Origin of the sequence: Streptomyces sp. NPDC091412, assembly GCF_044756885.1 — a bacterium.
In the GTDB taxonomy this organism is placed as follows: domain Bacteria; phylum Actinomycetota; class Actinomycetes; order Streptomycetales; family Streptomycetaceae; genus Streptomyces.
Genome location: NZ_JBIVTV010000030.1, coordinates 1 through 17,824, shown reverse-complemented (window position 1 = coordinate 17,824; position 17,824 = coordinate 1). Strand labels below are relative to the sequence as shown.

Here is a 17,824-nt window from a genome sequence, read left to right as displayed (position 1 = left end):
CCGGCGCCGGCCCCGGCGGGGGGGGGGGGGGCGGGGGGGGGGGGGGGGTGCGGGGCCCCGGGGGCGCCCCCCCCCCGGGGCGGGCCCGGCCCCGGGGGGGGGCCCCCCCCCCCGGGCCCCCCCACGACTACGACTTCCTGGTGATCGCCACCGGGGCGAGCCCGGTCACCCTGCCCGGCGACGGGCCGCAGGTGACCCTGCGCACCCGTGAGGACGCCGAGCGCCTCCGCGAGTCCTTGGTGCCCGGCGCCCGGCTCGTCGTCATCGGCGCGGGCTGGATCGGTGCCGAGGTCAGCACCGCCGCGCTGACGCGCGGATGCCGGGTGACGTGCGTCGAGCTCGGCGCGGCGCCGCTCGAGGGGCCGCTGGGCCCGGAGGTCGGGCGTCGGCTCCTGCCATGGTGGCAGGACGTGGACCTGCGCACGTCGACCAGGGTTCGCGAGGTCTCGGCAGAAGGGGTGGTGCTCGCCGACGGCGAGCTCATCCCTGCGGACGTCGTGGTGACGGGTGTGGGCGTGCGCGCCGACACCGACTGGCTGGTCCGCGCCGGTCTCGCTGTCGAGGCGGGGGGAGTTGCCGTCGACGCGGACCGTCGGACCAGTGACCCCCACGTGTTCGCAGTGGGAGACGTGGCCGCGCGGTGGAGCGACCTGCTCGGTCAGCGGGTCCACTTCGGGCATTGGGACGAGGCGGTGAACGGTGCGCTGGCCGCGGTCGGCGCGATCGTGGGCACACCGAAGTCTGCCGACGACGTCCCCTACTTCTGGTCGGACCAGTTCGGCAGAAAGCTGCAGTACGTGGGTCAGCATCGCCCCGGCGATCGCGTGTTCCTGAGGGAGCACGACGACCCGGAGCGGTGGGGCGCCGCCTGGGTCGACGCCGAAGGGCGGCTCTCCGCACATCTCTCGGCGGGATTCCCGCGTTCGATGGTGCAGGCCCGGGTCGCGATCGCCGAGCGCAGGATCGTCGACCTGAGCCGGGTCGGATCGCTGACGGAGTCGTTCTGACATGACCCGTCCCCCGGCTCCATCGCTCCGCCAGTGGCGGGGCGGCACGAGGGGTGCCCGGCTGAGCCCGAGCGCGTGGGCCATCCCGCGTGGGGCACTCGTCGAACCGGCCCGGGACGGCGAGTTCGCCGGATGCGGCGCGCGCCGGGCCGGTGACCGGGTGGTGCATCCCGTCGGCCGCGGATCCGCGCCCCCGAACCCGGGTGGACCGCGGCGCTCGCACAGTCCGGGTACGGCCGTCCTCGACGAGCGGACGCCTCTGGCCGACCCGTTGGCCGCCCTGGCCGCCGTCGCCGGGGCGGCTGGCACGACCGGGCCGGCGACGGCTGTGCCCTTCGCCGTGCTCCGGCGCCCACATCTGGGCGCACGGGCCGTCGCGACGCTGCATGAGGTCTCGGGCGGGCGCTTACGACCGGGGGCCGGCGCGGGCCGGCCGCAGGGGGAGTTCGCGGCGCTCGGTGCGCCGTTCGCCACTCGTGGCCGCGACCTCGACGACGAGATCGCCGTGCTCCGCCGGGTTTTCGCCGGCGGCCCCTTCAGCGATCGGCCGGACCGATGGGTGTTCGCCCCTGTCAGGGTGGGTGTCGCGGAGGCGGCGCGAGGCCGGGCGGCCATCAGGGAGATCCGCCAAGTTCCGGGCTGGACCGGCCCGTTCATGTACATCCTGCGAGCCGACGCCCTGGATCACGGCCAGGTGGCGGAGTTCGCGACCAAGGGGTTCGACGAGGCGATCGTGTGGGCCTACCAGCTCCGGGGCGCCGGAGCCGTCAATGAGCGCCGACACACCCTCACGGAGGCGCTCTCGCACATGCGTTGTGCACGGGAGCGTCGGCATGTGGGTGTGGCATCAATTTATCGGTATGAATTCTTACGGGAGTGCCCTCGTCGCGCCAGTGGTCCCGGCGGAGGCACGAGCGACAAGGTGCAAGCGAACTCCGAAGGGTGAGTGGTCATGAGGAGCAAGGTGACGTCCGGAAACGGTAGGCGTGCCGGAATACCTATCGCAGCCGGTGGATCGGTTCTCCGTCCGCTCAAAGCGGCCGAAGTTGTCGCCCGCAACGTGGTGCGCACGGTCCGGTCGCACGGACTGCGCACGGGAGACAGCCTTCCCTCCGAGGCGGAGATGCTGAAGTTGTACGGCGTGGGCCGGGAGTCCCTTCGTGAGGGACTTCGGCTTCTCGAGGTCCAAGGCATGATCTCGATCCGGCGCGGGCCTGGCGGAGGCCCACTGGTCGGCACGGTCGACTCGGCGAACCTGGGCCGGCTGCAGGCGCTGTACTTCCATCTGGCGGGCGCCTCCTACGAAGAGCTGTTCGATGCGTGGGTCTACGCCGAGTCGACCCTGGCGCGTTTGGCCGCCGCCAACCCTGAAGTGGCGGCACGGGAGGCGGCGATGACTCCGTACCTTTCCGGTGACGTCGACGACGTCGCGCACGACGATCTGGACGTGTACATGTCTGGGCATGAGGGCTTCCATGGCGCGTTGGCGGCCCTTGCCGGCAACAGGGTCATCCAGGTGACGTTCCGGGCGTATGGCCAGCTGGTTGCGCACCACTTCGCGACCGTCGGCGACGTTCGGACGATCCATGACACGCTCGTCGATGACCACCTCAAGCTGGCCCAGGCGGTGCTGGACGGTGACGCGCCGACCGCTGAGTCCTTGATGGAGTCGCACCTCGCCAATGTCCTGCACCTGCACAAGGAGCAGCTGGGCGATCTCCTCGACGGCGACGTCGAGTGGCTGTGACTCCTTGACGCACGCCCGGCGGCTGCAGGGGCCGTGAGCCGCACCATGATGCACCTTGACCTATTCATCATGATGAATTAGCTTGTGGTGACGTTCATGCGCCATCGCAGGAGGGACTCCGTCCATGGCCACCGTCCACGAGCCGGCCCCGTCGCACGACGTCGCCGCCATCCGGCCCGGCGATGAGCTCGACGAGCCGGCGCTTCGTTCCTGGCTGGTCGAGCATCTGCCGGGCCTGGAGGGCGACATGACGGTGATGCAGTTCCCGCGGGGCTCGGCGAACCTGACGTACCGGGTGTCCTTCGGCGACCGGCACCTCGTCGTGCGGCGCCCGCCGCTCGGCACCGTGGCCGCCGGGGCTCACGACATGGGACGCGAGCACCGGGTGCTGTCGCGTCTGCACGAGGCGTACGACCGCGCGCCCCGGGCGTTCCTCCACTGTTCGGACCCCGCGGTGATCGGGGCCGACTTCTTCGTCTCGGAGTACCGCTCGGGATACGTGGTCTGGGAGCGGGTGCCTTCCGAGGTCAGCACCGACGCCGACGCGACCCGTCGCATTGGCCTTGCGGTGATCGATGCCCTGGCCGAGCTGCACGAGGTCGATCCCGCCTCCTGCGGACTCCAGGACCTCGGGCGGCCCGACGGGTTCCTCGAACGCCAGGTCGTCGGCTGGATCAAGCGCTGGCACGCGGTTGCCGAGCAGTCGAACCTCCCGGACGCGGCCTCGACGAAGGCGCTGGTCGACGAGGTCGGGGATCGACTGGCCCGCACCATGCCCAGGAGCCAGGCCGCAGGGATCGTCCACAACGACTTCAAGATCGACAACTGCCAGTTCGCGGCAGGCGACCCCGACAGGGTCGCGTCGGTCTTCGACTGGGACATGGCCACCCTCGGCGACACGCTGGCGGACTTCGGGACCCTGCTCAACTACTGGCCCGACCACACGCTCCCCGCGGGAGACGTGGGTGCCTTCGTCGCCGCGTCCGCGACCCGCGAGCTTGACCTGCCCAGCCGTGGCGAGGTGATCGAAAGGTACGCCGGCACCAGCTCGTACGACCTGTCGGACATCAGCTGGTACGAGGCGTTCGGGTGCTGGCGGACCGTGGTCATCCTCCAGCAGCTCTACGCACGCCACGTGCGTGGCGAGAGCCCGGATCCGCGGATGGCACAGCGAGGAGAAATGGTCGGGCCCCTCGCGCGCCGGGCACTGGCCCTGCTGGGCGGTGCGGTGTGAGTGACCGACGAGCCCGATGCGAACACGAGAACTCCCTCCCGAAAGACGAACGAGGAGCAGGACGATGAAGACAGGGACCCGAGTGATCAGCGCCGTGTGCGAGACGGAGGTGGTGGTCATCAAGGGCGCGGACGTCGTGCTGGAGTGCGGGGGCGTCGCCATGGTGGCCACCCGGAACGACGTCCGGGGCGAACCCGCCACCGGGCACGATCGCGGCACCCTTCTGGGGAAGCGCTACACGCAGGAGAGCTCCGGACTCCAGGTCCTCTGCGTGAAGCCCGGCGCCGGAAGCCTGAGCGTCGACGGTGAGGCGCTGACCGAGCTCGCTGCCAAGAAGCTGCCCTCCTCGGACTGAGGCCGCAGATGAACGTGACAATGATCCTCGAGATGGTCTCGCAGGCAGCCGGCGACCGCGCGGCCGTCGTGTCGGGTGACCTGTGCTGGAACTACAACGAGCTGGCCGACCGCGCCCGCGCGCATGCCGCTGCCATCCGGGAGCGGGACGTCACGTCGGTCGCCTACCTCGGTGAGAACTCGCCGGAGACGATCGCGCTGTTCTTCGGTTGCGCGATGGCAGGGGTCTCCTACGTCCCGGTGAACTATCGATGGACCGATGAGCAACTGGCGGAGGCGCTGCAGCGCATCGCGCCTGTCGCGGTGGTCACCGACGAGCGGTCCGCCCCGCGGGTGCGGGGCCTGCCCGGCGTCGAGCCGCTCCACCTCACCGGCGGTGGGGCGTCGACCGAACCCGAGGACACCGACGGCGAGTTCCCCGCCGTGCTGCTGTTCACCAGCGGCACCAGCGGGACGCCGAAGGCGGCCGTCCTGCGGAACCGGCACTTGGTGCCGTACGTCGTCACGACCGTCGAGTTCCTCAACGCATCTGAGGACGAGGCGATCCTCGTGTCCGTTCCGCCGTACCACATCGCAGCGGTGAGCTCGCTCCTCACCTCGGTCTACGCCGGCCGCCGGATCGTCCTCATGCCCGCGTTCGATCCGGCCGCCTGGGTGGAGGCCGCGCGCCGCCACAAGGTGACACAGGCCATGGTCGTCCCCACGATGCTGAACCGGATCCTCGACGAGGTCGAGTGCGATGGCCAGGGTCTGCCGGCACTGCGTCACCTGTCGTACGGCGGTGGTCGCATGCCCGTCGAGGTCATCGAGCGGGCCATGAGCCTGCTTCCGTCGCTGGACCTGGTGAACGCCTACGGTCTGACCGAGACGAGCTCGACCATCACGTTGCTGAGCCCGGACGATCACCGCGAGGCCGCGGCGAGCGACGATCCGTCGGTTCGCGCTCGCCTGGGTTCGGTCGGCCGGGCCCTGCCCACCGTCGAGATCGAGATCCGCGAGGAGGACGGCCGGGTGCTCGGTCCCCACGAGACCGGTGAGATCTGGGTCCGGGGCGACCAGGTCTCGGGCGAGTACCTCTCGCACTCGGCGGTCGGCGACGACGGCTGGTACCCGACCCGCGACCACGGCCATCTCGACGCGGACGGCTTCCTCTTTCTCCACGGCCGCGCCGACGACGTGATCGTCCGCGGCGGCGAGAACATCGCCCCCGATGAGATCGAGGAGCGACTCCGGTCGCACACCTCGATCAAGGACGTCGCGGTGATCGGCGTCCCCGACACGGAGTGGGGGGAGCGGATCGAGGCCTTCGTCGTGCCGGCCGCTGGTGCTGCCGTCGTCGAGGAGGACCTGCGCCAATGGGTGCGAGAAGGGCTGCGGTCGACCCGGGTCCCGCAGAGCTTCCACGTGCGCGAGGAGCTGCCCTACAACGAGACGGGCAAGCTGCTGCGCCGAGTGCTGAGGGTCGAGAGGGTCGCAGCCCTGGCTCCGTCCCCGTGACCGGCTTTCCGAAGGTGGGCGCGTGGAGCGGGGCCGGGAACGGGGATCCGGTCACGAATGATCATGAGGAGTTGAGGACGCCATGACCTACGTCATCACCCAGAACTGCTGCAACGATGCGTCCTGCGTGCCTGTGTGCCCGGTCAACTGCATCCACCCGACTCCCGAGGAGCCGGGGTACAGCACGACCGAGATGCTCTACATCGATCCGGACGGCTGCATCGACTGCGGGGCCTGTCTCGACGCCTGTCCGGTCAATGCGATCGAGCCCGACTACGACCTTCCCGCGGAGTCGATGCCGTTCCTCGAGCTGAATGCGGCGTACTACCGGGATCCCGCCCATCGGGACTACGACCCTGCGCCGTACAAAGAGCCCGCGCCACGAACCTGGAAGGGCGCGCCGGCCGGCCCCTTGAAAGTGGCCGTCGTCGGCACCGGGCCCGCGGCGAGCTACGCCGTCCAGCACCTGCTGTCGCAACGCGGCGTCGACATCACGATCGACGTCTTCGAGCGGCTGCTCACGCCTTGGGGGCTCGTCCGGTTCGGCGTGGCGCCAGACCACCTGTCGACGAAGAACGCGGCCGAGCCGTTCGGCAGGGCGCTGCGAAGCAGGAACGTGCGGGTGTTCCTCGACGTCACGGTCGGTGAGGACGTGACGCACGAGCAGCTCGCCGAGCGCTACCACGCCGTCGTCTACGGGGTGGGTGCGTCCCGCGACCGTCGGCTGGAAGTCGAGGGCGAGGACCTGCCGGGGAGCCACGCCGCGACGGACTTCGTCGGTTGGTACAACGGACATCCCGACCACGCGGCCTCCGAGTTCGATATCGCCGTCGAGCGGGCGGTGATCGTCGGCAACGGGAACGTCGCGCTCGACGTCGCCAGGGTGCTCGCGAAGGATCCGGAGGCGCTCGTCGCGACCGATATCGCGGAGCACGCTCTCGAGGCGCTGAGAGCGTCGTCGATCAAGGAAATCCGCGTGGTCGCCAGGCGGGGCGCGGACGCCTCGGCCTTCACGACCCCCGAGCTGATCGGTCTCAAGGAGGCGTTGGGACCGCGGCTGATCCGGTCGGCCGACCTCGGGGCGCTCGGCGCCGGCGGGACGCCACTCGACCGGTACAAGCGCGAGCTCATCGAAGGGCTACCGACCGAGGTACCGGACGGCGACCGGCCGGTGGTCGTCCTGGACTATTGCAAGACCCCGATCGCCGTCGTCGGCGACGAGCGGGTCGAGGCGGTTCGGTTCGCGCGGACGCAGATCGATCCTGAGACCGGGTCGACCTCGGTGACCGACGGGACGGAGGACGTGTCCGCCGGCTTGGTCATCCGCTCCGTGGGCTACCGGGCGCTGCCGATCAAGGACCTGCCCTTCGACGAGCAGCGGGCGGTCGTACCGAACGAGCGCGGGCGGGTCGTCGACCCGTCCACGGGCACGACGGTCCCGGGCGCCTTCGTCACGGGATGGGTCAAGCGCGGGCCCTCGGGCGTCATCGGAACCAACAGACGATGTGCGCGTGAGACGGTCGACGTCCTGCTCGAGGACTGGGAAGCGGGACGACTCGGCGGGCCGGCCGATTCCACCGACGTCGCATCGATCCTGCCGCGCGTCACCGACCTGGAGGCGTGGAAGTCCCTGGACGCCCAAGAGAGGACGAATGGCCGAGCTGCGGGCCGCCCGCGCGTCAAGGTGGTGGACAGGGACGCCCAACTGGCCGTGATCGCGGCAGCGCTTTCGACCGACTGAACGAACCAGGAGATGGATGTGGACGAACGCATCGTCGTGATCGACGGGGCGCGGACCCCGATCGGCAGCTTCGGCGGACAGTTCAAGGACGTGCCGGCGCACGAGCTCGGTGCGGCGGCGGTCACCGAGGCGATCAAGCGCTCGGGTGTGACCGTCGACGACCCCGCCGAGGTCGTGATGGGCTGCATCGGCCAAGTCGGCCCGGACGCCTACAACGCGCGGAGGGTGGCGATCGAAGCCGGCCTGCCGAAGTCGGTGCCGGCGTTCACGGTGAACAGGTTGTGCGGCAGCGGGCTGCAGGCGATCTGGTCGGCGGCGCAGGAGATGGTCTGGAACGGCCTGGAGTTCACTGTCGCGGGCGGCGACGAGTCGATGACGCGGATGCCGTTCTACGATTTCGGCGCCCGGTCGGGCTACAAGCTGGGCAACCGGCCGCTGGTCGATGGGACCGTGGCGATACTGACCGACCCGTTCGGCGGCGTGCACATGGGTGTGACCGCCGAGGCGGTCGCCGACAAGTACGGTGTCTCGCGCGAGGAGCAGGACGCGTTCGCGCTGCGGTCACAGCAGCGTGCGGCGTCGGACGCCGCGAAGGCGGCGTTCGAGGAAGAGATCGTCGCCTTCGAGGTGCGCGGCCGTCGTGGGGTGACTGTGGTCGACACGGACGAGCACCCCAGGCCCGAGACGACGCTGGAGGGTCTGGCCGGCCTGCGGCCGGCCTTCACCGAGGGCGGCACGGTGACAGCGGGCAACGCCTCGGGCATCAACGACGGTGCCGCCGCGGTCGTGCTGGCCAGGGAGTCCGTGGCGCGCGATCGTGGTGCGACCGGCCTGGTGGCGCTGGAGCAGGTCGCGACGGCGGCGATGGAGCCGGGTCTGATGGGGTATGCGCCCACGTTCGCGCTGCGCTGTCTGTTCGAGAAGACAGGTCTCACGCCGGCCGACATCGACATCGTCGAGCTGAACGAGGCCTTCGCGTCGCAGGCCGTCGCCGTGGCGCGGGACGCGGGCCTGGATCCGGAGCGCACGAACCCGTATGGCGGCGCGATCGCGCTGGGTCACCCGGTCGGTGCGACCGGCGCGATCCTGTCGCTACGGGTGGTGAAGCACCTGCGCCGCACCGGCGGTGAGTTCGGCATCGTCACGATGTGCATCGGCGGCGGCCAGGCCCTCGCCGCCCTCTTCCGCCGCCTCGACTGAGGCGAGGCGGCGAGGCGTTCGGCGCCCCGCCGCCAGGGGCGCGGTGGGGGCGCCCGCCCCGTGGAGTCGCGATGCCGCGCGCTGGAGGGGCCGGCCACATCGGCGGTGCCACGGGCACCTTCGAACCGGTGGGCGACGATGTCCAGGATGAACCCGCCGGCCCAGTCGGTCAGCCAGGGGTGGCTGACCGACTGGGCCGGCGGGTGTGTGTTCTCCTCCTCCGCAGTCCCACACCCCGAGAGTCTGGTCCAGGAGGCAGCGCGCCGGCAGGAGCGAGGCCCGGCCTGCCCCTGGGCATGCCGGGCCTCGCTGCGTGAGCGGTTACTTCGGGACCGCGACCGCCGTGGTGTCGCCGCCACGGGGCCGTCCGCCGGTCCGGGCGGCTGCGGTCCGTCCCTGCTGGACGGTGCGGGTCTCCTGATCGGTGGGTCGGCCTCAGACGTCGTAGGCGTAGAAGCCACGGCCATTCTTGCGGCCGAGGTGGCCTGCGGCGACCATGCGGCGCAGGAGGGCGGGCGGTGCGTACAGCGGTTCCTTGAACTCTTCGTACATCGACTCGGCCACCGCTTGGGCGGTGTCGAGACCGATGAGATCGAGCAGGCGCAGCGGCCCCATGGGGTGGGCGCAGCCGAGTTCCATGCCGCGGTCGATGTCGTCCGGGCGTGCGGCGCCCGACTCCAGCATCCGTACGGCGCTGAGCAGGTAGGGCACGAGCAGTGCGTTGACCACGAAGCCGGAGCGGTCGGGTGCCTGGATGGCCCGCTTGCCCATGTGCCGGGCGAGGTCGCGGGTGCGTTGCACGGTCTCCTGGCTGGTGGTGAGGGCCGGGATGAGCTCGACCAGCTGCTGCACGGGCACCGGGTTGAAGAAGTGCATGCCGATGACCTGCCCGGGGCGCTCGGTGGCGACGGCGAGGTCGACGATGGGGATCGAGGAGGTGTTGGTGGCGAGGATCGCTGCGGGGTCTTGGACTGCCTTGTCCAGGGCCCGGATGACGTCGGTCTTGATGTCGCGGTTTTCGGCCACGGCCTCGATGACGAACTGGCGGTCGGCCATGTCGCCGAGGTCGTGGGTGAACGAAAGCCTGGCGAGGGCCTGGTCGCGCTGTTCCTCGCTGAGCTTGCCATGCCGTACGCCGCTGTCGAGGGAGGCGGTGATACGACGGCGGCCTGCCTCGACAGCGTCATGGGTGGACTCGGCGACGCGGACGTCGAGGCCGTTGCGGGCGGCGACTTCGGCGATGCCGGAGCCCATCAGGCCGCAGCCGATGACGCCGAGACGGGTGACGAGATCCATCTGAGGTCCTATCTGATGAGTAGCGCGGTCTTGCTTCCGGCCGGGTCAGGCACAGGGGTTGCGGCGGTACGGGCCCTCGGCAGCGGCCTTCGACGGCCGGTTGAAGGGGATTGACGCGGGGGACCGAGTACGGGTGGCGCGGAAGGCGGACGCCGGAGCGGCTGCCTTCCGACTTGAGCACGTCAAGGCCGAGGCCCGGCGTTGTCAGACATTGCGCCGGTATTGGCCACCGACCTCGAAGAACGCCTCGGTGACCTGCTGCAGCGAGCAGACACGGGCGGCATCCATGAGGACCTCGAAGGCGTTGTCACCGTCGATCGCGGCCTTCTTGAGCCGGGCGATCGCCTTCGCGGCCTCCTCGTGGTGCGTGATCTGGAACTCGTGGACCCGCTTGAGCTGGGACTCCTTCTCCTCATCGGTGGCGCGGGCGAGCTCGAGCTCCTGCTGCTCGGCGTCGCCGCCGGGCCGACGGAAGGTGTTCACCCCGATAATGGGCAGCGTGCCGTCGTGCTTGCGCTGCTCGTAGAGCATCGACTCGTCCTGAATGCGGCCGCGCTGGTAGCCGGTCTCCATGGCGCCGAGTACGCCGCCGCGTTCGTTGATCCGGTCGAACTCGGCGAGCACCGTTTCTTCGACCAGGTCCGTGAGCTGGTCGATGATGAACGAGCCCTGCAGCGGGTTCTCGTTCACTGCCAGGCCCCACTCGCGGTTGATGATGAGCTGAATTGCCAGCGCGCGGCGTACGGACTCCGCGGACGGAGTGGTGACGGCCTCGTCGTAGGCGTTGGTGTGCAGCGAGTTGGCGTTGTCGTAGATGGCGATCAGCGCCTGCAGAGTGGTGCGGATGTCGTTGAAGTCCATCTCCTGGGCGTGAAGGGAGCGTCCGGAGGTCTGGACGTGGTACTTGAGCTTCTGGGAACGCTCGTTGGCGCCGTACTTCTCCTTCATTGCGATGGCCCAGATCCGGCGGGCGACCCGGCCGAGCACGGAGTACTCGGGGTCCATGCCGTTGGAGAAGAAGAACGACAGGTTCGGCGCGAAGTCGTCGATGTGCATGCCGCGCGCCAGGTAGGCCTCGACGTAGGTGAACCCGTTGGCGAGGGTGAACGCGAGCTGGCTGATCGGGTTCGCGCCGGCCTCGGCGATGTGGTAGCCGGAGATCGAGACGGAGTAGAAGTTGCGGACGTGCTGACGGATGAACCACTCCTGGATGTCGGCCATCATCCGCAGGGAGAACTCAGTGGAGAACAGGCAGGTGTTCTGACCCTGGTCCTCTTTCAGGATGTCGGCCTGCACCGTGCCGCGCACGTTCGCCAACGCGTGCGCGCGCAGCTCGGCCGACTCCGAGGGCGAGGGATCGCGGCCCTCGGCAGCGCGGAACTTCTCGACCTGCTGGTCGATGACGGTGTTGAGGAAGAAGGCCAGAACCGTGGGCGCCGGACCATTGATCGTCATCGACACCGAGGTGGTGGGCGCGACCAGGTCGAAGCCGTCGTAGAGCGCCTTCATGTCCTCCAGCGTCGCGACGGAGACGCCGGAGGTGCCGACCTTGCCGTAGATGTCGGGACGCTCGTCGGGGTCACGGCCGTACAGGGTGACCGAGTCGAAGGCGGTGGACAACCGAGTGGCCGGCTGGTCCTCGGAGAGCAGCTTGAACCGCCGGTTGGTGCGGAAGGGATCGCCTTCGCCTGCGAACATCCGGGCCGGGTCCTCGCCATCGCGCTTGAACGGGAACACCCCGGCGGTGAACGGGAAGTAGCCGGGCAGGTTCTCCCGGCGCCAGAACCTCACCAGCTCTCCGTGGTCGGTGAACGCGGGCAGCGCCACGCGGGGGACCTTGTTGCCCGACAGGGACTCGCGGGTCAGCTTGGTGCGGATCTCCTTGTCCCTGACCTTCACGATCTGCTCGTCGCCGGAGTAGGACTCAACGACGGCGGGCCAGTTCGCGATCTGCTCCGCGACCTGGTGGGGGAGCTGCTTGCGTGCCTCTTCCAGCAGCGCGGCCACGTTGCCGGCGTCGGACCCGTTCAGGGCGAGCTCGCCCTGAACGATGTCCAGGCGCTGCACCCGCCGGGCCGCCTCGGCGACTCGTTCGGTCTCGGCGTGGTAGGCGCGGACCGATTCGGTGATCTCGGCGAGGTAGCGCACCCGGTCCGCGGGCACCACCTGCCGGATGCCGGAGGAGTGGCGTACGTCGACCGTGGGCAGCGTGCCCTCGGACAGCGGGAGCCCCTTCTCGCCCAGGGCGGTCTTCAGGTGCTGGTAGAGCGCGGTGACACCGTCGTCGTTGAACGTGGCCGCCGCGGTACCGAATACCGGCATGTCCTCGGGCCTCTTGTCGAACGCCTGGCGGTTGCGGACCAGTTGGCGGGCCACGTCGCGCAGGGCGTCCTTGGCACCGCGCCGCTCGAACTTGTTGATCGCGACGACGTCGGCGAAGTCCAGCATGTCGATCTTTTCCAGCTGCGAGGCGGCGCCGAACTCCGGCGTCATCACGTACATCGGGATGTCGACGAACGGCACGATCGCCGCGTCGCCCTGGCCTATGCCCGGCGTCTCCACGATCACCAGGTCGAACCCGGCGGCCTTGACCACGTCGATCACATCGGCCAGGTGCTCGGGCAGCTCGTGACTGCCGCGGGTGGCGAGACTGCGGAAGAAGACCCGGTCCCCGTCAAGCGAGTTCATCCGGATCCGGTCACCGAGCAGTGCGCCGCCGCCGCGGCGGCGGGTCGGGTCGACAGCGATCACCGCGATCCGCAGCCTGTCCTTCTGGTCGACACGGAACCGGCGCACCAACTCGTCCGTCAGTGACGATTTCCCCGAGCCGCCGGTTCCGGTGATACCGAGAACGGGCGTGACCCTCTCCGCCGCAGCGGCGCGCAGCCGCTCCAGGAGATCCGTGGGCAGCTTGCCGAGCTCCGCGCCTGTGATGGCACGAGCGACCGCGAACCGGTCGCCGGCGAGCACGGCGGCGGCGTCGGTCGACCTGCCGTCCCAGAGGTCGAAGTCGCAATCCCGGATCACCGAGTTGACCATCCCGGCGAGGCCCATCCGCTGGCCGTCCTCGGGGGAGAAGATGGTCACACCGCTCTTGCGGAGTCGGGCGATCTCCTCGGGCACGATCACGCCGCCGCCACCGCCCACCACGCGGATGTGCTTCGCCCCTCGCTCGCGCAGCGACTCGACCAGGTACTCGAAGTACTCGACGTGCCCGCCCTGGTAGGACGAGACCGCCACGCCGTGTACGTCCTCCTCGAGTGCCGCGTCCACGACTTCCCGCACTGACCGGTTGTGTCCAAGGTGGATCACCTCGGCGCCTTGGGACTGGAAGATCCGCCGCATGATGTTGATCGACGCGTCGTGCCCGTCGAACAGGGCCGAAGCGGTGACCAGGCGGACGGGATGCACAGGACGGTGCAGATCGTTCATGGAGGCCTTCCGGACAGGACGGGGGAGTGCGGGCTGGGGGGATACTAGGACGTCCAAGTAAATTGCAGCAGGTGATGGTGGTGTGACTGCAAGCACAGAGCGGTGGCTGGCTACTCCGGCTGTTTCGAGGGATCCCGCTGGAGTGGGTGGTTGGTGGTCCGTGAGGTCGTCACGGGCCGGAGGGCGGCTGGGACCTGGTGATAGCCGTCCGCCGCAAGGGAGTTCCTGATGACCGGGACCGTGCAGACGCACCTCGTCGAGTAGCTTCACGGCGCTGGTCGGACCTGGCGCGGCAGCGGTCCGTTCAGCGGGCCTTCATGGCCCGGGCATCGAACCCGCCGAGCGCGTCGGCGCCGACCTCGGCGTTGTGGGCGTGCGCCATGTGGTGCAGACCGAAGACGGAGTCCATGCCGACGCGCATGCCCTGGAGGTCCTCGGCCTGGTTGACTGCCTTTTTGGCCAGGGCCAGGCCGAAGGCCGGCATCTGCGCCATCCGCTCGGCGATGGCGAGTACCGTGCCCTCGAGCTGCTCGCGCGGCACAACGTGGTTCACCATGCCGAGCTCATGCGCCCGCGCGGCGGAGAAACGATCGCCGGTGAAGAGGAACTCCTTGGCTGCCCGGGGGTTCATCATCCACGGGTGGGCGAAGTACTCCACCCCGGGGATGCCCATCCGGACCACGGGATCGGAGAAGAAGGCGTCGTCGGAGGCGACGATGAAGTCGCACGACCAGGCGAGCATCAGCCCGCCGGCGATGCACGCCCCGTGAACCATGGCGATGACGGGCTTGGGAATCTCGCGCCAGCGTCGGCACATGCCGAGATAGACTTCGGACTCGCGGGCGTACCTCGCGTCGACGCCCTCGCGGTCGACGTGGTCCCAGTGGATGATGGCGCGACGGTCGAATGACTGGTGGGTATCGCGCCCCGGTGTGCCGATGTCGTGGCCGGCGCAGAAGTGCTGTCCGGCGCCGCGGAGGACGATGGCTCGCACCGAGTCGTCGTTCACCGCCCTGCTGAACGCGTCGTCCAGGGCGTACGTCATCGCGGAGTTCTGGGCGTTGCGGTACTCGGGCCTGTTCAGGGTGATCAGCGCTATGGAGTCGCGTTGTTCGTAAGTGATCGGGTCGGAGCGGTGGGTAGCGTCTGCCATGCGTGGACGTTAGCACGAGATCGCTAATTCGTCATGAGGAATAGATAGCCGGGAAGGTTCGGTGTCAACGACCCGAACTTGTGCTTGCGAGTGGTTTCAGTATGAGGTTGGGGCGAGTCCCAGTCGGAAGGATGCGCCAGGTGAGTAGCAGGAGCAAGAGTGGCTCGGTGGCGATCCCGATCGCCACAGGCGGGTCGGTCCTCAGGCCCCTCAAGGCCGCGGAGGTCGTTGCTCGCAATGTCGTGCGCGCGATCCGGGCGCAAGGGCTGCAGCCGGGAGACGGCCTGCCCTCGGAGGCCGAGATGGTGAAGCAGTACGGCGTGAGCCGCGAGTCGTTGCGGGAGGGGTTGAGACTCCTCGAGGTTCAGGGAATGATCACCATCCGCCGTGGGCCGGGTGGCGGGCCGCTCGTGGGAACCGTCGACTCCGCCAACCTGGGCCGGCTGGAGGCGCTCTACTTCCATCTGGCGGGAGCGACCTACGGCGAGCTGTTCGATGCGTGGCTGTTCGCGGAGCCGACGCTCGCGCGCATGGCTGCCGCGAATCCGGACGCGGCTCTGCGTGAGTCCACGATGGCGCCCTACCTCGCGGGCGACGTCGAGGAGGACGCGCACGACGATCTTGACATCTACGTGTCCGGGCACGAGGGGTTCCACGGTGCCGTCGCGGCGCTGTCGGGAAACAAGGTCTTCCAGGTGACCTTCCGCGCCTACGGGCAGTTGGTGGCCCACCACCTCGCCACCGTGGCGGATGTGCGGACCATCCATCAGACGCTGGCGCACGACCATGTCAAGCTGGCCCGGGTCATCGTCGACGGCGACCCCAAGAAGGCGGAGGCCATGATGCGCGCGCATCTGACGAACATAGCCAATCATCACCGGGCCAATCTGGGCGACCTGCTCGAAGACGACGTGGAGTGGCTCTAGCCTCCGCGTTTCAGTTGGGCTCGCTCGCCCGGGCCGGCGCTCCTTGTCCTCACCGGCCGGTGAAGGAGGCGAGGAGCGCGACGGCCTCCTCACGTACGACCGCCTCCCCTATCACCCGGGCCTCCTCCCGCCCCATCTGCTCGCGCGGCATGTGCCATGCGCGCAACAAGCGCTTGGCCTGACCGAGGGCGAAGGCCGGTCCGGACGCGAGCCGTTGACCGAGCTCAAGAGCCCGCTTCTGGAGCATCTCGTCGTCCACCACCTCGGTGACCAGCCCCCACTGATGTGCTTCGGCAGCAGTGAGCGTACGGCCCGTCAGAGCCAGCTCGAGGGCGCGGACCTGACCGATGGCCCGCGGCAGGAGGTAAGACGTACCGCAGTCGGGGGTCAGGCCGACCCCCGCGTAGGCCATGAGGAACTTCGTCGAGGCGGCTGAGACGATCACATCGCAGCTGAGCATCAGGGCCAGCCCGGCCCCCGCCACGGACCCCTGCACCGCGGCAACGACGGGCGTGGGCAGGGCGGCCAGACGCTGCAGGGCCTGGTCGAGAGTGTCGGCCAGCTCTTCCAGGTAGCCCGATCGGTCCGCCGCGACTGCCATCGCCGCCACATCCCCTCCGGCGCAGAACCGCCGGCCCTCGCCACAGATGAGCACCGCCCGCACGGCGGGATCGTTGGCCGCCCGGTCCACCGCCGCGCCCAAGGCGCGAGCAGTGGGCAGGTCCACCGCGTTCGCCCGGTCCGGCCGGGCCAGCGTGATGAGGGCCAGACCGTCCTGGCATGCGTAGCGGACGAGGTCCTCGGTCCGGTCGTGGTTCAGCGTCATCTGTGTGCTCCTTCCTGGTCGAGGGGGTGCGGACTGGGCGGGGCAGTACCGCAGGGTAGAGGTGGGGGAGAGCGCGGCCGACGCATGGCCGCCGCCACGCATGGTCACCACGCCCGGCTCCAGGTCACGCCGGACGAGGTCCTTGGCGGGCCGATCACCGTCAGGGGGCGACTGTGCTCGGTAAGGGCGCCCACGTCAACATCGGACTGGTCGTCCCGCACGCACATGGCCTGGACGACGCCTGCTGGCGGGCGAGGAAGCGGACAACGCTGCCCACCGCAAGGACCGCGCCCGCGCCGGGCACTCGTTGCGGTCCGCGCGCATCCTATGGTGCTGAGTTCCCTGTGTAAAGGAACTGAGTTTCATTCCTCGGGGTGGTGGTCAGCTCTCGTGGAGAGTGGATTCGATCTTGCGGACCACGTGCCACAGCGGCGTCTTGCGCGTGGTGATCAGGACGACCACGTCGTCGCTCTCTCCACTGTCGCCCGCAGTCGGGGCCGGGCCTTCCTGGCCCCAGGAGTTCTGCACGAACGCGAGAGCGGCGTCCATGCGTGCCGAGATGTCTCCCTGGCCTCCGGAACGGAGCCATGCACGAAGTGCGTTGTTGTGGGCAGCCACCACGGAGGCGGCGATGACATCCGCCCGCAGGGTTCCGTCGGATCGGCTCGCGAAGCGTCGGCGGAGGTAGTCGGCGAGGGTGCGCTCGTATCGCCGCACCACGGACAACTCGTGGTTGCGGAGCGCCGGCACGTTCTTGGTGAGGCGATATCGCTGGATGGCGAAGGTGGGGTTGGTGGTGTACATCCGCATGACGAGGCGAGCGGCGTCACAGACTCGGGTCACCGGTTCCTCTTCATCGCCGTTGCTGTCCTGGAGGAAGGTCGTCATCTCGGCCAGACAACCCTCGTGATCGGGGAAGACCACGTCCTCCTTGGACGGGAAGTAACGGAAGAAGGAGCTGCGGCCCACGTCGGCGAGCCGGACGATGTCGTCGATCGTGGTCCGCTCGAAGCCGCGCTCGAGGAACAGTTGGAACGCCGCCGCGATCAGGGCGTCCCGCTTCGATCGCTTCACGGAGTTGCCGCCGACTCTCCGGTCATGCCCCTGTGCCTCGTCCATGGGGGGAACATAACACCCGCCTGAGTCGATCCCGGTGGGCGAGCGCGGGTGCGTATGGTCACGGAGAAGGGCTGGAAAGAATGGCACTCAGTGTGCATAATCTCGATACTGAGTTCCATCTAGGTCATCGCCGTTTCTGTACGCTCCGGCCGTTTTCACGGCCGGAGCAGAGTTGGGACGTCCTTGTCATGAGTCAGGACTTCGACCTGTACCGCCCGTCCGAGGAGCACGACATGCTCCGTGACGCCGTCCGTTCGCTGGCCGAGGCGAAGATCGCGCCGTACGCCGCCGC

General features: G+C 69.2%; 14 protein-coding genes. 9 read left to right on the top strand and 5 right to left on the bottom strand.

The features are described from left to right. Window positions 1-47 precede the first annotated feature (47 nt). The 8 genes from ACIQMV_RS36710 (at window position 48) to ACIQMV_RS36675 (ending at window position 8,780) form a co-directional block, all read left to right on the top strand. Window positions 48-1,007, top strand: a complete 960-nt coding sequence (locus ACIQMV_RS36710) for an NAD(P)/FAD-dependent oxidoreductase (RefSeq protein WP_402597416.1) — start codon at window positions 48-50, stop codon at window positions 1,005-1,007. A gap of 1 nt (window position 1,008) precedes the next feature. Next, window positions 1,009-1,953 (top strand): LLM class flavin-dependent oxidoreductase, encoded by a 945-nt coding sequence (locus ACIQMV_RS36705; RefSeq protein ID WP_402597415.1) that lies wholly within the window; start codon window positions 1,009-1,011, stop codon window positions 1,951-1,953. 6 nt (window positions 1,954-1,959) lie between these two features. Beyond that, complete coding sequence (locus ACIQMV_RS36700; protein ID WP_402597414.1) at window positions 1,960-2,754, top strand: FadR/GntR family transcriptional regulator; 795 nt, start codon at window positions 1,960-1,962, stop codon at window positions 2,752-2,754. A 124-nt stretch (window positions 2,755-2,878) separates the two neighbouring features. Further along, entirely contained in the window at window positions 2,879-3,988 is a 1,110-nt protein-coding gene (locus tag ACIQMV_RS36695) for a phosphotransferase family protein (RefSeq protein ID WP_402597413.1), read from the top strand. Window positions 3,989-4,052: 64 nt separating this feature from the next. Beyond that, on the top strand, window positions 4,053-4,343 hold the full coding sequence (locus ACIQMV_RS36690; RefSeq protein ID WP_402597412.1) for a hypothetical protein: 291 nt from the start codon (window positions 4,053-4,055) through the stop codon (window positions 4,341-4,343). 8 nt (window positions 4,344-4,351) lie between these two features. Beyond that, the gene (locus tag ACIQMV_RS36685; RefSeq protein ID WP_402597411.1) at window positions 4,352-5,839 is read left to right on the top strand and encodes a class I adenylate-forming enzyme family protein; all 1,488 of its coding nucleotides are present in this window, start codon (window positions 4,352-4,354) and stop codon (window positions 5,837-5,839) included. A gap of 82 nt (window positions 5,840-5,921) precedes the next feature. Beyond that, window positions 5,922-7,580 carry a 4Fe-4S binding protein gene (locus ACIQMV_RS36680; protein WP_402597410.1) on the top strand — a complete coding sequence of 553 codons (1,659 nt, stop codon included), beginning with the start codon at window positions 5,922-5,924 and terminating at the stop codon, window positions 7,578-7,580. Between the two features lie 12 nt (window positions 7,581-7,592). After that, complete coding sequence (locus ACIQMV_RS36675; protein ID WP_402597409.1) at window positions 7,593-8,780, top strand: thiolase family protein; 1,188 nt, start codon at window positions 7,593-7,595, stop codon at window positions 8,778-8,780. A 435-nt stretch (window positions 8,781-9,215) separates the two neighbouring features. On the opposite strand, the gene ACIQMV_RS36670 is transcribed toward ACIQMV_RS36675, so the two are convergent. The 3 genes from ACIQMV_RS36670 to ACIQMV_RS36660 all read right to left on the bottom strand — a co-directional run bounded on the left by ACIQMV_RS36670 (window position 9,216) and on the right by ACIQMV_RS36660 (window position 14,661). Further along, window positions 9,216-10,076 (bottom strand): 3-hydroxybutyryl-CoA dehydrogenase, encoded by an 861-nt coding sequence (locus ACIQMV_RS36670; RefSeq protein WP_402597408.1) that lies wholly within the window; start codon window positions 10,074-10,076, stop codon window positions 9,216-9,218. Window positions 10,077-10,280: 204 nt separating this feature from the next. Next, complete coding sequence (gene icmF, locus ACIQMV_RS36665) at window positions 10,281-13,508, bottom strand: fused isobutyryl-CoA mutase/GTPase IcmF (protein ID WP_402597407.1); 3,228 nt, start codon at window positions 13,506-13,508, stop codon at window positions 10,281-10,283. Between the two features lie 304 nt (window positions 13,509-13,812). Then, window positions 13,813-14,661, bottom strand: a complete 849-nt coding sequence (locus ACIQMV_RS36660; protein WP_402597406.1) for an enoyl-CoA hydratase — start codon at window positions 14,659-14,661, stop codon at window positions 13,813-13,815. Window positions 14,662-14,828: 167 nt separating this feature from the next. Between ACIQMV_RS36660 and ACIQMV_RS36655 the strand changes: the two genes are divergently transcribed. Then, window positions 14,829-15,587 (top strand): FadR/GntR family transcriptional regulator, encoded by a 759-nt coding sequence (locus ACIQMV_RS36655; protein WP_402597405.1) that lies wholly within the window; start codon window positions 14,829-14,831, stop codon window positions 15,585-15,587. A 49-nt stretch (window positions 15,588-15,636) separates the two neighbouring features. Here the strand turns inward: ACIQMV_RS36655 and ACIQMV_RS36650 are convergent, their stop codons facing one another. Together ACIQMV_RS36650 and ACIQMV_RS36645 are read right to left on the bottom strand one after the other, a co-directional pair. Beyond that, a complete protein-coding gene (locus ACIQMV_RS36650; protein ID WP_402597404.1) occupies window positions 15,637-16,413 on the bottom strand; it encodes an enoyl-CoA hydratase/isomerase family protein in 777 nt (258 codons plus the stop codon). A gap of 381 nt (window positions 16,414-16,794) precedes the next feature. Next, window positions 16,795-17,532: a TetR family transcriptional regulator gene (locus ACIQMV_RS36645; protein WP_402597403.1), complete on the bottom strand. Its 738-nt coding sequence runs from the start codon at window positions 17,530-17,532 to the stop codon at window positions 16,795-16,797. Window positions 17,533-17,824 lie beyond the last annotated feature (292 nt).

What these genes read in the sequence shown, in the direction of transcription:
- ACIQMV_RS36705 (WP_402597415.1), top strand. Translation starts at nt 1,009, where the DNA reads ATGACCCGTCCCCCGGCTCCATCGCTCCGCCAGTGGCGGGGCGGCACG.
- ACIQMV_RS36700 (WP_402597414.1), top strand. Translation starts at nt 1,960, where the DNA reads ATGAGGAGCAAGGTGACGTCCGGAAACGGTAGGCGTGCCGGAATACCT.
- ACIQMV_RS36695 (WP_402597413.1), top strand. Translation starts at nt 2,879, where the DNA reads ATGGCCACCGTCCACGAGCCGGCCCCGTCGCACGACGTCGCCGCCATC.
- ACIQMV_RS36690 (WP_402597412.1), top strand. Translation starts at nt 4,053, where the DNA reads ATGAAGACAGGGACCCGAGTGATCAGCGCCGTGTGCGAGACGGAGGTG.
- ACIQMV_RS36685 (WP_402597411.1), top strand. Translation starts at nt 4,352, where the DNA reads ATGAACGTGACAATGATCCTCGAGATGGTCTCGCAGGCAGCCGGCGAC.
- ACIQMV_RS36680 (WP_402597410.1), top strand. Translation starts at nt 5,922, where the DNA reads ATGACCTACGTCATCACCCAGAACTGCTGCAACGATGCGTCCTGCGTG.
- ACIQMV_RS36675 (WP_402597409.1), top strand. Translation starts at nt 7,593, where the DNA reads ATGGATGTGGACGAACGCATCGTCGTGATCGACGGGGCGCGGACCCCG.
- ACIQMV_RS36670 (WP_402597408.1), bottom strand. Translation starts at nt 10,076, where the DNA reads ATGGATCTCGTCACCCGTCTCGGCGTCATCGGCTGCGGCCTGATGGGC.
- icmF (WP_402597407.1), bottom strand. Translation starts at nt 13,508, where the DNA reads ATGAACGATCTGCACCGTCCTGTGCATCCCGTCCGCCTGGTCACCGCT.
- ACIQMV_RS36660 (WP_402597406.1), bottom strand. Translation starts at nt 14,661, where the DNA reads ATGGCAGACGCTACCCACCGCTCCGACCCGATCACTTACGAACAACGC.
- ACIQMV_RS36650 (WP_402597404.1), bottom strand. Translation starts at nt 16,413, where the DNA reads ATGACGCTGAACCACGACCGGACCGAGGACCTCGTCCGCTACGCATGC.
- ACIQMV_RS36645 (WP_402597403.1), bottom strand. Translation starts at nt 17,532, where the DNA reads ATGGACGAGGCACAGGGGCATGACCGGAGAGTCGGCGGCAACTCCGTG.